The following is a 15,694-nucleotide window of genomic DNA, read 5'->3' as shown; positions in this document are numbered from 1 at the left end:
AAGAGGTTTTTACGGCTGCAACGGACTCTGAACCGAAATTGCCCTGTATCGCTCTAACCTGTGTTTCGACTAGTCAAAAATAACAAACAGACGACCGGGAAGGTCCGAGCGAGAGGAAATCGGTGTGGAGACGAGGATGGGAAGCAGCAGACAGATTCGCACGGCGCAATCGTGCGCCCGCGAAGCGCAGCAGGCAGTGATGGAACTGTATGCCGGAATCGCTCAGGACGAGATGGCGTTGGTGGTCTTCTTCTGTTCGAGCCGCTATGACCGCGACGTCCTGGCTACGGAAATGAATCGTCAGTTTGCCGGCGTTCAAGTCGTCGGGTGCACGACGGCCGGGGAAATCGGGCCGCTCGGCTACTGCGAGGACGGGCTGGTCGGCGTCAGTTTTCCGGCGGCGACCTGCGCCGCGGTGAGTGGCCGCCTTGACCGCCTGCAACAGTTCGAGATCAAACAGGGCCTGAACCTTGCCCAGCAGATGCTGGGCGAACTGGAAAGCGTGGCGCCGGTGGTCAATACCGACAACACCTTTGCCTTTCTGCTGATCGACGGCCTCTCCAAGCGCGAAGAGCCGGTGGCCCACGCCTTGCAGAATGCGCTGGGCGACATCAGCCTGTTCGGCGGTTCGGCCGGCGACGATCTTCGTTTAGAACATACCTGGGTATTCCACGACGGCGCCTTCCACAGCGACAGCGCCGTATTGTTGCTGATCAGCACCGAACTGCCCTTCCGCATCTTCAAGACCCAGCATTTCGTCAGCGAAAGCGAACGCCTGGTGGTCACTGCCGCCGATGCCAGCCGGCGCCTGGTCAAGGAAATCAACTGCCTGCCGGCCGCCGACGAATACGCGCGGATCGTCGGGACGACGGCCGGATCGCTGGACCCGAGCCGCTTCGCCGCCCGGCCAGTGGTGGTGGCGATCGACGGCACCGACTACGTGCGCTCGATCCAGAAAGCCAATGCGGACGGCAGCCTGACCTTCTACTGCGCCATCGAGGAAGGCCTGGTCCTGCGGGTGGTGCGCGGCGTCGACCTGCTCGGCAATCTGCAGGAGACCTTCGACACGTTGCGCTCGGAGATCGGGCCGCTGCAATTTGTCTTTGCCTGCGACTGCATCCTGCGCAGCCTGGAGGTGAGGCAGGCGGGTCTCCAGAAGGAGGTGGCGCAAATCTTCCGCGACAACCACGCCATCGGCTTCAGCACCTACGGCGAGCAGTTCCATGGCGTGCACGTGAATCAGACCCTGAGCGGCATCGCCATCGGCAATATGGAAACCAGCGATGCCTGAAGAAGAAACCTGCCTGGCGCCGGCCCTGGGCGAGATCGCGGCGCTGCAGGCGGAAATTGCTCGCCACAAGAAAATCATCGAAGTGTTGATGGACCACGCCGAGCAGCGGCGCAGTGCGCGCGCTTCCGATTTCGGCCTGTTCCAGACGGCGGTGATGCTCGAAGACCAGGTGCGCGAACGGACCCGCGAGCTGGAAGCCGCGTTGCACGAGAACGAGAAGATCAACCGCAAACTGCAGCACGCTCAGGCGCGGATGGCCGCCGAGATCGAACAGCGCAAGCTGGCGCTCGAAGCGCTGCAGCGCGAGAAGGATGAACAAAAGGTGCTCATCGGCAAGCTGGAGCAGGCCACCAACCAGCTCGTCCAGTCGGAAAAGTTGGCCTCGCTGGGCAGCCTGGTGGCCGGCGTGGCGCACGAGTTGAACACGCCGCTCGGCAATTCGCTGATGGTGGCGTCGGCCATGACCGGACGGATCGAGGAATTCGACAAGCTGCTGGCCGAGGGGGCGCTGCGCAAGCAGGCGCTGCTCGACTTCGTCGACTACTGCCGCGACGCCGCCGCGCTGCTGCAGAGGAATTCGCAGCGGGCGGCCGGCCTGATAGGTAACTTCAAGGCGGTCGCCGTCGACCAGACCAGCATGCGCCGGCGCCGCTTCGACCTGCGCCAGGCGATAGACGAGGTACTGTCCGCCCTGCAACCGAAGCTCAAGCACACCGGACATCATCTCGAAGTTGAGGTGCCGACCGGCATCGAACTCGAAAGCTACCCGGGGCCCATCGAGCAGATCATCGCCAATCTGGTCACCAACTCCCTGCTGCACGGCTTTGACGGCGTTGCCGCCGGCACCATTCGGATCGCGGCGGAAGCGCTCGCCGACGGACAGGTCGCCCTGCGCTATGCCGACAATGGGCTCGGGATCAGCGCCGCCGACGCCAAGAAGGTCTTCGATCCGTTTTTCACCACCAAGCTCGGTAACGGCGGCAGCGGGCTGGGGCTGTACATCGTCTATAACCTGACCACTGCCGTGCTGGGCGGCAGCATCAAACTGTCTAGTCCGCCGGGACAAGGCGTGCTGTTCGAATTCCGGCTGCCGCTGGTGGCGCCGGAGAACCCGCTCGCCGAAGAGGAAAGTTATGCAGCTTGACGACGAGACCATCGATTTCATGGCCGACGAAGCGCCGCCTGCCGAGCCGCGCGATCACGGCGATATGTGGAAACTGCTGGTCGTCGATGACGACGAGGAAGTGCACGAGGCGACGCGCTTCGCCCTGCAGGGCATCTTCCTGTGCGGCCGCCGCCTGCAACTGATTCCGGCGCACAGCGCGGTCGAAGCCGCCGCCATCATGGAGCGCGACGCCGAGATCGCCGTGCTGCTGCTTGACGTGGTGATGGAAAGCCCGGATGCCGGCTTGCGCCTCGTCAAGCACATCCGCCAGGACTTGCAGCGCACCGAGGTGCGCATCGTGCTGCGCACCGGCCAGCCAGGGCAGGCGCCGGAACTCGAAGTGATCCGCGACTACGACATCAACGATTACAAGACCAAGGCCGAACTGACCCATACCCGGCTGATCACCACCCTGATCGCCGCCATCCGCTCCTATGAGCAGTTGCAGGCCCTCAACGACAACCAGCGCGGGCTGGAAATGGTCGTCAGCGGCGCTGCCGAACTGATGCAGGCGGGATCGCTGGCGGCTTTCGCCAAACAGGCCCTGGCCCAAGTATGCGCCTTGCTCCGCCTGCCCTGCGATGGACTGCTCTGCGCCGAGAAGGGCGCACAGCTGGCGGCCGCCACCTCGGAGGATGTCTATATCGTCGCCGCCACCGGCAACCTGGCCGGCTACAGCGGGCAGCGCCTGGATCACCTGGGCGACCCGGATGTCGCCGCCGCCATCAAGGATTGCATCAATCGCCGGCGCCATTCCTTCGGCCAGCGCCATGTCGCGCTCTATCTGCGCGAACGCAACCAGGAAGCGGTCCTTTTCGTGCGCAGCAACAAGGCGCTGACCACGGTCGAACGCCAACTGGCCGAAGTTTTCGCCGCCAACATCGCCACCTGCTTCGGCAACGTCCGGCTGGTCGAGCGCCTCAATTACATCGCCTACCACGATCCGCTGACCGGCCTGGCCAACCGCACCCGCTTTCTCGCCGATCTCGCCAAGGCAGGGGTGCTCGCCAAGCCCGGCCAGGTGGTCTGTCTGCTCGACGTCATCCGCTTCACCGACATCAACAATTCCCTCGGCCAAGAGGTCGGCGACCGTTTGCTGGTCGCCATCGCCCGCCGTCTGAGCTACGCCTGCCGCGACTGCCGGGTGGCCCATATCGGCGCCGACCGTTTCGGACTGCTCGGCGACGCGGCCCAACTGGCGCCGGAACGCATGCTGGACCTGGTGGCTGACCCCTTCGCAGCCGGCGAGCATCAGTTGCAGGTCGGCGTCAATCTCGGCTACTGCCGGATCAGCGGCCGCGAGGCCGGCGACACGCTGTTCAAGCACGCCGACCTGGCGCTGGGCCAGGCCCGACTCAGCCCGAACTTGCGCCATATCGATTTCACTCCGGACATGGAAGCCCGGACGCACTGGCGCCTCGACGTGATCCGCCAGCTGCGCCACGATTTCCAGGCCGGCCGGCTGGAGGTCTGGTTCCAGCCGCAGGTTTCGCTCACCGACGGGCACCTGGTCGGCCTCGAAGCGCTGGCCCGCTGGCCGGGCAACGGAGGCTTCGTGCATCCGCCGGAGGTTTTCATCAAGCTCGCCGAGGATGCCGGACTGATCGGCGAACTCGGCGCCTGGGTGCTCGAGCGCAGTTGCGCCACCTACCGCAGCCTGCGCGACACCGGCCGTGCGCTGCACCATATCGCCGTCAATGTCAGCATGCCGCAGTTCCGCCAGCCGGACTTTCCGGAGCGGGTGATGGATATCCTTGCCGCGCACGACATGCCAGCTACCGCCCTGGAGCTGGAAATCACCGAGAGCCTGCTGCTCGACGAGCCCGCCGTCGTCCTGCGCAACCTGGAAACGCTGCGCCAGGCCGGCGTGCTGATTAGCATCGACGACTTCGGCACGGGGTATTCGTCGCTTAGCTACCTGCGCCAATTGCCCGTCGACTGCCTGAAGATCGACCGCTCCTTCGTCCTGGAAATCGACCGCGGAAAGGGCGACCTGTTCGCCCAGACCATCGTCGAACTGGCCCATAAGCTGGGCATCGACACCGTGGCCGAAGGCGTCGAAACGCAAGCTCAGGTCGAGCGGCTGCGCGAACTTGGCTGCGACACCGTGCAAGGTTTTCTTTATGCTCATCCAATGCCGGCCAGCGAACTGGCGCAATGGTGTGACGGGCGAGGCGCCGGCGGTCGCATGGTGAGCTGAGAAATCGGGCCGCCGGCCCGGGGGAGGGAGAACGTGCGAACACTGGGATGCGATGTCAGGAGTTTCACGGCGAGCGCCTGCCGTTTGGCCATTGGCGGCCGTCCGGCGCGGCTTGCTGCGGTCTTCGCGCTCGGCATGGCAAGCGGCGCGGCGGCTTGGGGCGAGACCGGCTTGGTCATCCCGGCGCCAGCTTGGGCAGTGGCCATAGACGACGCGGCAAGGCCTGCCTCCGACGAATTCGACCTTTCCGTGAAATCGGGGAATCCGCAGGTGCGCAAGAATTTTTACCTGCCGGCCGCCGAAATCATTGGCTTCGAGGCTCTGCTCAATCTGGCCAACCGGCGCGACAGCAGCGGCGACTACAAAAGCAACCTATCGTCGATCCGGCGCAATCTGGGCAGCAGCTGGAACGTCGATCACGACCCCTTCCGTACCAACCAGCTCGGCCATCCGTATGCCGGCTCGATGTACCACACCTTCGCCCGATCGCTGGGCCACGACTACTGGGAGTCGTTGGCCTATACCTTTGCCGGCAGCGCGCTGTGGGAAATCGCCGGGGAGCGCACGCGGCCGTCCCGAAACGACCAGATCAATACCGGCATCGGCGGGACCTTCCTCGGCGAGGCGCTGTTTCGCCTGTCCAACCTGATGCTCGAGCCGGGCGGGGACAATCCGCCGTGGTTGCGTGAGCTGGGCGCGGCGCTGATTTCCCCGGCAACCGGCTTCAATCGGCTGGTGTTCCGCGAGCGGATGGACGCCATTTTCGCCAGCCGCAATCCGGCCTATTACGGCCGGCTGCAACTCGGCTTCAGCCAGACCACGCATGACCATCAAGTCGCCTCGGCATCGCAATTCCCGCGCAACGAAGCCGTTGCCGATTTTTCCATCGACTACGGGCTGCCCGGGAAGCCCGGATATGCCTATACCCGGCCTTTCGATTACTTCAACCTGCAGGCCACCGTCTCCAGTGCCAACGGTTTCGAAAGCCTGATGACGCGTGGCCTGCTGCTCGGCACCGACTACGAGGCCGGCGCCAATTACCGGGGAATTTTCGGGCTATACGGTAGCTACGACTACCTGGCGCCGCAAATCTACCGGGTGTCGAGCACGGCCCTGTCGGTGGGCACCACCGCGGAATTCCGACTCTCCGAGTCGATCGCGCTGCAGGGCACGGGGTTGCTCGGCGTCGGCTACGCGGCAGTCGGCAGTACCCGTCCCAATGCCTCCGACCTCGAATACCACTATGGCCTGGCCCCCCAGGCGCTGATTGCCCTGCGGGCCATTTTCGGCAACAAAACCTCGCTCGACCTCACTGCCCGCGAATACTTCGTCAGCCGGATCGCCGCCGACAGCGGGGGCGGGCGGGACAACATCATTCGAGTCGATGCGACGGTAACCATGCGCCTCAACCGGCGCCACGCGATCAGCGTCAAATACCTCGGGAATCGCCGCGATGCGAGCTTTGCCGGGGGCGACCTGACCCAGACGCGGGCAACGGTGGGGATTTTCTACACCTACCTCGGCCAGGACGGATTCGGCAAAGTCGATTGGCACTGATGCTGACGGCCGGGCGCTTCCGATTCCGGCTGGCCTATTCCACGGTGGCGATCAGCGAAATCTCGACCGTGGCGTTCTTGGGCAGCTGAAATACTCCCACCGAAGTACGCGTGTGCGCCCCGGCAGCTGGGCCGAGGATCTTGAACAGCAGCTCGGACGCCCCATCGGCCACCTCGCTCTGCTGCGTGAAGTCCCGGGACGATTGCACAAAAACGGAAATGCTCGGAATGGCCTTCACCCGCTCCAGGCTGCCCAGCGAACGCTGCAGTAGCGCCAGCGCCCGCATGACGCATATCTTCGCCCCAAGCTGGGCGCGCGCCAGATCGGTCTGCTCGCCGGCGGCGCCGGTAACCACCACCTCGTTATCGACGCGCGGAATCTGGCCGCTGATGTAGATGCGATTGCCGTCCCGAACCAAGGGCATGTAATTGCCGCCAACCTTGATTTGGCCGTCGAAGCTATAGCCAAGGGCGGTGGCTTCTTCCTTGAATTTTGCGTCGCGGGACATTGGTGCTTACTCCGGTGGAATGGCGGATCACGCGTAGATTGCCAGCATGGCTTGATAGGGCATGCCGTTAAATGCTTTCGCAGGCTCGGTGGCCTTGAAGCCAAGTCGTTCATAAACAGGAACAGCAACGAGCGACAAGCGAACTGTAACTGACTTGTTTAGCAATTCATTACTCGAAGCAAATTGCCATAACCGTTTTCCAAGGCCTGTTTTTTGATGGGTTGGGCGAACAAAAAAATACTTAACGTGGCTCTTGTCGCTCACTGCCAGAACCCCAGCCAGCGATTGATTTTCTTCGGCCACCAACCAAGCGATCTGTTCTGAGCTGAGTTGTTTTGCAATTTCGGTCGGGGCCACGCTCGCCTTAAACCACTCGGGGCACGGTTGCTCAGGCGTAAAGCAGCAAGCAAGCGAGGTTGAGTAAATCAATTCGGCAATAGCTGTGGCATCGTTTGTCGATGCGATTCTTATTTTGGGGAGACTTGTCATCTTAATGTTGTTGGTGGTCCGTTTAAGCAACACTGAGGTGACGAAAATTCCCGCCATCTGACGAAACACAAACTGGATATTCAGAAATTGACTTTGTGTTATGCCATATGGATGGTATCTGCCTTGGCCGTAATGGGCCATTGATCGTCGAGAGCGATTGGTTTTTGCACGCTATTGTGGTCAAGCGGGATCAAATCAGCTGTTTGCCGTGGTATCTCGGGAGCATCTTGGTCTGCGCAACTCCGACCAGCAACATGCTGTGCACAGCGAGGAAGGCAATGCTCAAGGCAAAAGCCGTTTCCTTTCCCCCATGATCCGCGAGTTGTTATGCACCCGAGCCAGCCGGCCAGACAGTGAAGGCAATACCTCCCTGTACTCCGGACTATGGTAGATGGCGTGCAGTATCGCCTTCGTGTGTGCGGACAGATTGTCGAAGGTTCGTGTCCGTACATTGAAGAAGTAATCGAGTAGTTCAGGTGTCAGTACGGGATCGCCGTTGCCGGCACTATGCTCTGGTAGCTCGATGTTCGGCAATTTGAGCTGCGTGAAGTAGGCGTAAAGGTTGCTGCTGGCCGGTTTCGAATCGTAGTGTTGGCGGAAATCCTCCTTCGCCTGCCAAATATCCAGCGTGGCGCCAACGGCTGCCGCACCATTGGCGAAATCGTAGTTTTCGACAACGGTCATCGTCAGCCGCCGGAAAAACAGCATCGATTCATAGATCTCGATATGGCGCGGATTGACGGCAATGACCAGGTGGCGGACGTCGACGACGGTCTCGCAGTATTCGCAGACAAGTTTCAACAGCGGAAACAGAATGCTGCCGCTGGTTCGCCGGAATTTGGAATGGATGGCGAGGGCCGACACTTCGGCGATCTGGCCACCTTTTTCGCGTACGGCGCTGAGGTCGAAGATGCTTTGCAACGGGAAGCCAAGGGCATTTTGGCGGATCAGCGATACGGTACCGACCACCCGGCCGTCGTACTTGGCGCACAGGGTCGTCGTGCTGGGCAGGGCGTGGTAGAGCGTTACCCGCATGCCCGACGGATCGGGCCGCATGAAACCGCTTTCGACGTAGGCATCGTGCAGCACCGAGAAGCAGGCTTCGAGTTCTTCCTTGCTTTCGGCGATCTTCAGGACCAGCCGCTTGCTTGGCGCCGGGTCGAATTCCGGAGACGAATGGAGCCTCGCCGGATATCCGTTGTGGAGCTGATAAACGTTCGCTTTTCCGGAGATTTCCTGAGTGGAATTCTCAGACAGCACCGACGATTCTGTTCGTTCCGCACGCAGCATTTTCGTCTCCCTCTCCACTCGCATGGCGCCAAGGTAATGTGCTGCTGTACCGCACGCCATGGGAGGGTGATCCTCTTGGCGCAGGATATCTCCCCCTCCATGGGTCGGACAAATGTACTACATCAGGCACCGGCCGCAATGGAAAAACGATGGGCGTAACCGCCGCTTGCGCGTTGAGCGCCGGCGGGCGGGGACCGAACGGCGGCCGTAGTCGGTTTCAGGCCGCTTGCGTACGGTGGTGTCTGACCAGCAGCGAGGCCAGCGCACCCCCGACCAGCGGCGTGCCGGCGGCGGCGATGAGCAGCATGGGGACGATGCCGGAAACGGCGAGGATGCGGGCGGCAAGCATGACGCCGAGCGACTGGCCGAGGAAGAAGCTGGAGGCGAAGAGGGAGACGGCGGTGCCGCGCACGGCGGGGGCCATCTGGGTGGCGTTGGTCTGCAGGGTGTTGTGCAGCATGTAGAAACCAAGCCCGACGAAATAGCTGGCGGGCAAGGCCCATAGCCAACTGGCACCCCAGGCGAGCATTCCCCAGCCCAGCGCAATGAGGATGCCGCCGCCGGTGGCCAGCCCGACTTCGCCGAGGCGGCGGACGAAATGGCGGGCGGCGAGGATGTAGGTCAGGCCGCCGATGCCGAAGAAGGCCATGGCGGCGCCGGCCATGGTCAGGCTCAGGCCGAAGCGCTCGTGCAGGTAGGAGGGCACGAAGGCCAGCGCGCCGAAAACCAGCATGCCTTCAAGGAAGACGATGCTCAGGATGACCCGCGCCCACGGTTGGGCGAAGACCTGTGCCGCCTGGGCGATGATGCCCTGGCGGCGCGTATCGGCATGGCGGTGATGGGTGCTCGGGTTGGCGCGCGATTCGAGTAGGACGATGGTGCCGATGACCAGATATAGCGTGGCCAGGAAGGCGAAGGCCCAGCGCCAGCCGAGGGTGTCGGCGAAGACGCCGCCGATGAACTGGCCGCCGATGGCGCCGAGGATCTGCCCGCCCATGAAGCGGGCCAGCGTCGCCTGCCGTTGTTCGTAATGCACGGTGTCGCCGATCCACGCCATGGACAGCGGGATGATGCCGGCTGCCGTGGCGCCGAGCAGGATGCGCGCGACGACCAGCGCGTCGAGCGACCAGGCGAGTGCCGAGCCGAGGGCGCCGAGCGTGCTGAGCAGGGTAGTCAGGGCGATCAGGCGGTATTTGCCGAGGCGGTCGCCGAGCGGGCCGAACAGGGCCTGGGTCAGGCCGTAGGCGATGGCGAACGACGAGATGACCGAGGCGGCGGCGGTCGGGGTGGTCGCGAAGCTGCGGGCGAGGTCGGGCAACAAGGGGTCGCACAGGCGCGCCGCCGCCGCGCTGGCGAAGGCGGCGACGGAGAGCAGCATGACGGCACGGCGGTGTTGGGCGTCCGGGGCTTCGGGCATGGGTCAGGTCGGGTTCAGGGCTGCCAGCAGGCTTGGGTGGCGATGTCCAGCGAACGCAGGCGCAGTTCGGGGTCGAAAACGTCGCTGACGAACATCATTTCGTCGGCGCCGGTGGCGGCGTGCAGCTCGCGCAGGCCGTCGCGCACGGTTTCCGGGCTGCCGATCACCGCAGCGCCGAGGAAATCGGCGATGCCGGCGCGTTCCTGCGGGTGCAGGGATTCGACATAGCCCTCGACCGGCGGCGGCAGCGGGCGGCGGTCGCCGCGCAGGATGCCGAGCACGCGCTGGAAGGCGCTGGTGGCGAGGTAACCCGCTTCTTCATCGGTCGGCGCCGCGATGACCGGGACGCCGATGATGACGTAGGGTTTGTCCAGCTTGGCCGACGGCTTGAAGTTGTGCCGGTAGATTTCGATGGCTTGCAGCAGCAGGGCCGGGGCGAAGTGCGAGGCGAAGGCGTAGGCCAGGCCGCGTTCGGCCGCCAGGCGGGCCGAGAACAGACTGGAGCCGAGCAGCCAGATCGGCACTTCGGTGCCGGCGCCGGGGACGGCGACGACCTGCTGGTCCGCCTGGCGGGGGCCGAGCAGGCGTTGCAGTTCGGCGACGTCGCGCGGGAAATCGGCTTCCGTTTCGATGCGGTCGCGGCGCAGGGCGCGCATGGTCAGGCCATCGGTGCCGGGGGCGCGGCCGAGGCCGAGGTCGATGCGGCCGGGGTAGAGCTCGGCCAGCGTGCCGAAGGCTTCGGCGACGACCAGCGGCGCGTGGTTGGGCAGCATGATGCCGCCCGAGCCGACGCGGATGCGCTGCGTGTTGCCGGCGATGTGGCCGACCAGCACGGCAGTGGCCGAACTGGCGATACCCGGCATGTTGTGGTGCTCGGCCAGCCAGTAGCGGGTGTAGCCGAGCGCCTCGACATGGCGGGCGGTGCGCAGCGAAATGGCCAGCGCGTCGGCCACCGTGCCGCCTTCGCGGATGGCGACCAGGTCGAGCATGGAAAGTTTGAGCTTGGCGAGCGGATTCATGCGCTTTCCCGGGCGGCGATGGGGGCGGCTTGGCGTCGGCTGGCCGCCCAGCCGAGCAGCGAGAGCAGGGCGAGGCCGCCGCCGATGAGCAGGATGCCGGTGATCTCGGTACCCTTGAACGATTCGCCGAAGGTCAGGCGCGACGACAGGATGGCGACGACCGGCGTGCCGAGCACCGACAGGCTGGCTTCCCAGGCCGGCACACGGTCGAGGATGTAGATCCACAGCCACCAGCACATGGCCGTGCTGGCCACCGACATGAAGAGCAGGATGCCGGCGTAGGACGGCGTCCAGTTCGTCGCCGGTTCGGGCACGATGAGGGCGAGGAGGACCAGCGGCACGGCGCCGAGGATCATCTGCCAGGCGGTCAGGGTGAGCAGGTCGACCGGCGTCGTGGCGCGCAGGCGCTTGATCAGGATGGTGCCGCTGGCCCAGCACAGGGCGGCGGTGAGGCCGAGGAACTTGCTGAACAGGCTGGCGTGCATGTCCCACGGCTCGATGATCAGCAGCAGGCCGGTCAGCGTGCTGGCGGCGGCCAGCCACTGCTTGCCGCGCACCCGTTCGCCGAGCAGCGGCCAGGCCAGCAGCAGGGTCCAGATAGGCATGGTGAAGATGAGCACGGCGGTCTTGCCCGGGCCGCCTTCGACCAGCGCCCAGGTCTGGAAGATCATGAAGCCGGCGACCTGGGTCAGGCCGATGCCGATGGTCTGCAAGGGGGCGACCATGGTCAGCCGCCGGCCGGTCAGCTTGAGGGCGACGAGCAGCGCCAGGGCGCCGCCGACGCAGCGTTCGGCGGCGAAGGTGAAGGGCGGCGCATAGGCCAGGCCCTGCTTGGCCAGCACCCAGGTGTAGCCCCAAGTCAGGGACAGGACGGCGAGGGCGATGGCGGGCAACCAGCGGCGGTAAGCGTTCATGTTGTTCTCTGTTGGCCGCGCCCGGTATTCCGGTGCGCGGCCTGGGGTTGGGGTTTTTGTTTTTAGGCGGCCAGGGCCGGGTAGTCGGTGTAGCCCTCGGCGCCGCCTCCATAGAGCTTGTCGGCGCGCAATTCGTTCAATGGCGCACCGTCGCGCAGGCGGCGAACGAGGTCGGGGTTGCTGATGAACGGACGGCCGTAGGCGACCAGGTCGGCCAGGCGGTCGCTGACGGCTTGCTTGCCCAGTTCCTTGGTGTAGCCGTTATTGACCATCCAGGCACCGGGGAAGCGGCTGCGCAGCGCGGCGTAGTCGAAGGCCGGGGCGCCTTCCGGTTCACGGGTGCCGCCGGTTTCGCCTTCGATCATGTGCAGGTAGGCCAGGCCGAGCGGGGCCAGCTGGTCGACGACGTAGCCGTAGGTGGCCTGCGGATTGCTGTCGCGGGGCGCGGTGAAGGTGGTCATCGGGCTGAGGCGGATGCCGGTGCGGCCGGCGCCGATTTCAGCGATCACGGCATTGGTGACCTCGAGCAGCAGGCGGGCACGGTTCTCGACGCTGCCGCCATACGGGCCGCTGCGCTCATTGACGCTGTCGCGCAGGAACTGCTCGATCAGGTAGGTGTTGGCGGCGTGGATTTCGACGCCATCAAAGCCGGCTCCGATGGCGTTGCGGGCGGCGCGGCGGTAGTCGTCGATCAGCGCCGGAATTTCGTCGTCGCGCAGGGCGCGCGGCTTGGACACCGGGATGAAGCCGTCGCGGGTGAAGGTCGAGGCGTCGGCGGCCTTGTCGGTGGACGACACCGGCACTTCGCCGGCCGGCAGCAGCGAGGTATGCGAGATGCGGCCGACGTGCCAGATCTGCAGCACGATCTTGCCGCCTTCGGCATGCACGGCGCCGGTCACCGCCTTCCAGGCTTCCACCTGTTCGGCCGACCAGATGCCCGGGGTGTCGAGGTAGCCCTGGGCGGTCGGGCTGATCGGGCTGGCCTCGGCGACGATCAGGCCGGCGCTGGCGCGCTGACGGTAGTACTCGACGGTGAGCGGGCCGGGCTTGTTGCCTTCGATGGCGCGGTTGCGGGTCAGCGGGGCCATCACGATGCGGTTGGCCAGGGTGATGTCGCCTATCTTGATCGGATCGAACAGGGTATTCATGCGCTTCTCCTTGGGGTGGGGTTTATGGCTTGATTAGACCGGTCGTCTAGTGTTGGGGTCAAAAAATGGCCACCGGATCGGCGGCCGCTTATTGGGGGTAGTCGTTTAACGCGATAGCAGCTTACGGGTGAACACCATGGCGGTTTCCAGCGCCGCCGTGTCGCGGTGCAGCTTGCCGAGCAGGCTGGCGCCCAGCCACATCTGGTACAGCGTCTGGGCGCTCATCTGCGGGTCGAGCGGCGGCACCGAGCCGTCGGCGATGCCGGCCTCGATGACCCGGGCGATGCGCCGTACGATCTGGTCGGTGCCGTCGCGCAGCGTGATGCGCATGGCGTCGGAAAGGTCCGCCACTTCGCCGGCCAGCTTGACGACCAGGCATTTCTGCTCGGCGCAGGCTTCCAGTTGCTTGCCCAGCCAGCGCTGCCAGTAGCGCATCAGGCGCTCGTGTCCGGAAGCCGCCTCGGCGCCGAACAACTGGTCGAGATCGGCCAGGTAGTTGTCGAAATACTCCTGCAGCAAGGCCTGCCCATACTGCTCCTTGGATTCGAAGTAATGGTAGAAGGAACCCTTGGGTACGCCGGCCGTGGTCAGGATTTCGTTCAGGCCGACACTGGCGAAGCCCTTCCCCGCGATGATGCGGTGGCCGGTTTCGAGGATGTGCTGACGGGTATCGTGACGTGCGTTCATGGAAATCAGTTTAGGATAGATTAGACCGGTCGTCTAGTGTTTTTTGCATTGGCGTTTACGGCACATTTTTGGGTCCGGAAATCCCCGGCGTGACTTTTCTCACAAAGGGTTTTGGCTGGTTTTACTAAGATGTTCGACATACCAATAATTCGAAAGGCAGGGTTTGGAGATGTCTGTAGCAATCGAAGTTAAAAGTCCGAATGGCGGCTGGTTCCAGCTGGTCGATGGCGTGAAGGAAAAAGGAGAACTGGTCGAGGAGTGGATCGATGTCGCCCACGAGCTCTATCCGACCAGCGAAGTTCGCGTCGTGGAGGCGCCGGAGCAGGTAGAGACCGTCTGTCACTGAACCGAAGCGCCCCAAAAACAAACCCCGGCCGAAGCCGGGGTTTTTGTTTGGCAGCTGAGTTCGGGTATTACTGCCAGCTGACCAGGCCGTAGTTCTTCTTGCCGCGGCGCAGGATGGTGAAGCGGCCGTACAGGCGCTCGTCGCCGGCGATCTGGTGATCGATGGCGTCGGCCTTGGCGCCGTTGATGGCGACGCTGCCACCCTGGATGAAGGTGCGGGCTTCCGATTTCGACTTGGCCAGACCGGCGGCGACCAGGGCGTCGATCAGGCTGCCGTTGGCGGCGTCGAGCTGCACGCCGGGCATGCCGTCCTGGGCCAGTTGTTCGAGGTCGTTTTCGGTCAGGTCGCTGAGCTGGCCGGAGAACAGGGCTTCGGTAATGCGGCGGGCGGCCATCAGGGCGACTTCGCCATGCACCAGACGGGTCGCTTCCTCGGCCAGGATGCGCTGGGCTTCCGGCTTGGTACCGCTGGCCTGGTCGGTGGCTTCGATCTCGGTGATGCGGGTGAGCGGCAGGAAGGTGAAGAACTTGAGGAACTTGTAGACGTCGGCGTCCGAGGTGTTCAGCCAGAACTGGTAGAAGGCGTACGGTGAGGTCTTCTTCGGGTCGAGCCAGACGGCGCCGGATTCGGTCTTGCCGAACTTGGTGCCGTCGGCCTTGGTGATCAGCGGCACGGTCATGCCGTACACCTGATGGTGGTGCAGGCGGCGCGTCAGATCGGTGCCGGCGACGATGTTGCCCCACTGGTCGGAGCCGCCGACCTGCAGCACGCAGCCATGGCGCTTGTAGAGCTCGGCGAAGTCGTAGCCCTGGAGCAGGCTGTAGGAAAACTCGGTGTAGGAAATGCCCTGGTCCTCGCGCTCCAGGCGCTGCTGCACCGACTCCTTCTTGATCATGGCATTGACCGAGAAATGCTTGCCGATGTCGCGCATGAATTCCAGGCAGTTCATGCCGCCGAACCAGTCGTAGTTGTTGGCCATGATGGCCGGGTTGGTGCCGTCGAATTTCAGGAAAGGTTCGACCTGGCCGCGGATCTTGTCGACCCAGGTGGCGATTACGTCCGGCGTGTTCAGCTTGCGCTCGGTGGCCTTGAAGCTCGGGTCGCCGATCATGCCGGTGGCGCCGCCGACCAGCGCGATGGGCTTGTGGCCGGCTTCCTGGAAGCGCTTGAGTATGAGCACCGGCACCAGGTGGCCGAGGTGCAGGCTGTCCGCCGTCGGGTCGAAGCCGCAATACAGCGTCACCGGCTCCTTGCCCAGCAGCTGGTCGAGCGTTGCGGCATCGGTCAACTGGGCGATCAGGCCACGGTCGTGCAGGTCCTGAAGCAGGGGGGACTGGTACATTGCGTTTTCTCCACGGAGCAGGCACCGGCCCGGTGCCAAAAATTCGGACCCGCGATTTTAGCAGAGCGCGCACAGGGACGGCCCGGGAATGGCAGGCAGCGTGATTCGCTGGCGTGCTGATCGAGCGTCCGACGGCCAAGCGGTTAGATTCCGCCTACAGAAAATAGCGACGCCCGGCGTGCAATTTGCCCGCGGAAAGGCGTGCAAGCGGCCCTAGGGACGGCAAAGGCACGATGCGACCATGGCTCGGCAACCCGTCTGATGGGATAACTCTGGAGAACACCATGCCGCCTTGCTCTTTTGCCCCTTCTTCATGGGTAA

General features: G+C 64.1%; 14 protein-coding genes. 5 read left to right on the top strand and 9 right to left on the bottom strand.

Annotated features, from left to right (window positions below; all coding sequences use genetic code 11):
* Nucleotides 1-136 precede the first annotated feature (136 nt).
* Genes nosP through LZ012_RS18630 form a run of 4 tightly spaced genes read left to right on the top strand, consistent with a single transcriptional unit; the run spans nt 137 to nt 6,213 of the window.
* Entirely contained in the window at nt 137-1,291 is a 1,155-nt protein-coding gene (nosP, locus tag LZ012_RS18645) for a nitric oxide-sensing protein NosP (RefSeq protein WP_275712453.1), read from the top strand.
* Nucleotides 1,284-2,435 carry a sensor histidine kinase gene (locus tag LZ012_RS18640; RefSeq protein WP_275712451.1) on the top strand — a complete coding sequence of 384 codons (1,152 nt, stop codon included), beginning with the start codon at nt 1,284-1,286 and terminating at the stop codon, nt 2,433-2,435. The genes nosP and LZ012_RS18640 overlap by 8 nt, the downstream gene beginning before the upstream one ends.
* Complete coding sequence (locus LZ012_RS18635; protein ID WP_275712449.1) at nt 2,425-4,656, top strand: putative bifunctional diguanylate cyclase/phosphodiesterase; 2,232 nt, start codon at nt 2,425-2,427, stop codon at nt 4,654-4,656. Before LZ012_RS18640 ends, LZ012_RS18635 begins: the two co-directional genes overlap by 11 nt.
* Before the next feature lie 33 nt (nt 4,657-4,689).
* The gene (locus LZ012_RS18630; protein WP_275712448.1) at nt 4,690-6,213 is read left to right on the top strand and encodes a DUF3943 domain-containing protein; all 1,524 of its coding nucleotides are present in this window, start codon (nt 4,690-4,692) and stop codon (nt 6,211-6,213) included.
* Between the two features lie 34 nt (nt 6,214-6,247).
* Here LZ012_RS18630 and LZ012_RS18625 read toward each other — a convergent pair whose 3' ends face one another.
* From LZ012_RS18625 to LZ012_RS18590, 8 genes are all read right to left on the bottom strand, one after another.
* On the bottom strand, nt 6,248-6,721 hold the full coding sequence (locus tag LZ012_RS18625) for a RidA family protein (RefSeq protein ID WP_275712447.1): 474 nt from the start codon (nt 6,719-6,721) through the stop codon (nt 6,248-6,250).
* A 27-nt stretch (nt 6,722-6,748) separates the two neighbouring features.
* The gene (locus LZ012_RS18620) at nt 6,749-7,351 is read right to left on the bottom strand and encodes a GNAT family N-acetyltransferase (RefSeq protein ID WP_275712446.1); all 603 of its coding nucleotides are present in this window, start codon (nt 7,349-7,351) and stop codon (nt 6,749-6,751) included.
* 141 nt (nt 7,352-7,492) lie between these two features.
* Nucleotides 7,493-8,500 (bottom strand): N-acyl amino acid synthase FeeM domain-containing protein, encoded by a 1,008-nt coding sequence (locus LZ012_RS18615; protein ID WP_275712445.1) that lies wholly within the window; start codon nt 8,498-8,500, stop codon nt 7,493-7,495.
* A 217-nt stretch (nt 8,501-8,717) separates the two neighbouring features.
* A complete protein-coding gene (locus LZ012_RS18610) occupies nt 8,718-9,917 on the bottom strand; it encodes an MFS transporter (protein ID WP_275712444.1) in 1,200 nt (399 codons plus the stop codon).
* 14 nt (nt 9,918-9,931) lie between these two features.
* Nucleotides 9,932-10,936, bottom strand: a complete 1,005-nt coding sequence (locus LZ012_RS18605) for an LLM class flavin-dependent oxidoreductase (protein ID WP_275712442.1) — start codon at nt 10,934-10,936, stop codon at nt 9,932-9,934.
* Entirely contained in the window at nt 10,933-11,850 is a 918-nt protein-coding gene (locus LZ012_RS18600) for a DMT family transporter (protein WP_275712441.1), read from the bottom strand. Before LZ012_RS18600 ends, LZ012_RS18605 begins: the two co-directional genes overlap by 4 nt.
* A gap of 62 nt (nt 11,851-11,912) precedes the next feature.
* Nucleotides 11,913-12,998, bottom strand: coding sequence for an alkene reductase (locus LZ012_RS18595; protein WP_275712440.1), 1,086 nt, complete (start codon nt 12,996-12,998; stop codon nt 11,913-11,915).
* A 105-nt stretch (nt 12,999-13,103) separates the two neighbouring features.
* Complete coding sequence (locus tag LZ012_RS18590; RefSeq protein ID WP_275712439.1) at nt 13,104-13,685, bottom strand: TetR/AcrR family transcriptional regulator; 582 nt, start codon at nt 13,683-13,685, stop codon at nt 13,104-13,106.
* 169 nt (nt 13,686-13,854) lie between these two features.
* Between LZ012_RS18590 and LZ012_RS18585 the strand changes: the two genes are divergently transcribed.
* On the top strand, nt 13,855-14,031 hold the full coding sequence (locus LZ012_RS18585; protein ID WP_275712437.1) for a hypothetical protein: 177 nt from the start codon (nt 13,855-13,857) through the stop codon (nt 14,029-14,031).
* Nucleotides 14,032-14,098: 67 nt separating this feature from the next.
* Here LZ012_RS18585 and tyrS read toward each other — a convergent pair whose 3' ends face one another.
* Nucleotides 14,099-15,373, bottom strand: coding sequence for a tyrosine--tRNA ligase (tyrS, locus tag LZ012_RS18580; RefSeq protein ID WP_275712436.1), 1,275 nt, complete (start codon nt 15,371-15,373; stop codon nt 14,099-14,101).
* Nucleotides 15,374-15,694 lie beyond the last annotated feature (321 nt).

It is taken from the genome of Dechloromonas hankyongensis (genome assembly GCF_022012295.1).
In the GTDB taxonomy this organism is placed as follows: domain Bacteria; phylum Pseudomonadota; class Gammaproteobacteria; order Burkholderiales; family Rhodocyclaceae; genus Azonexus; species Azonexus hankyongensis.
Note: the sequence above shows the minus strand (reverse complement) of the source record. Positions and strands in the feature narration are given on the sequence as shown.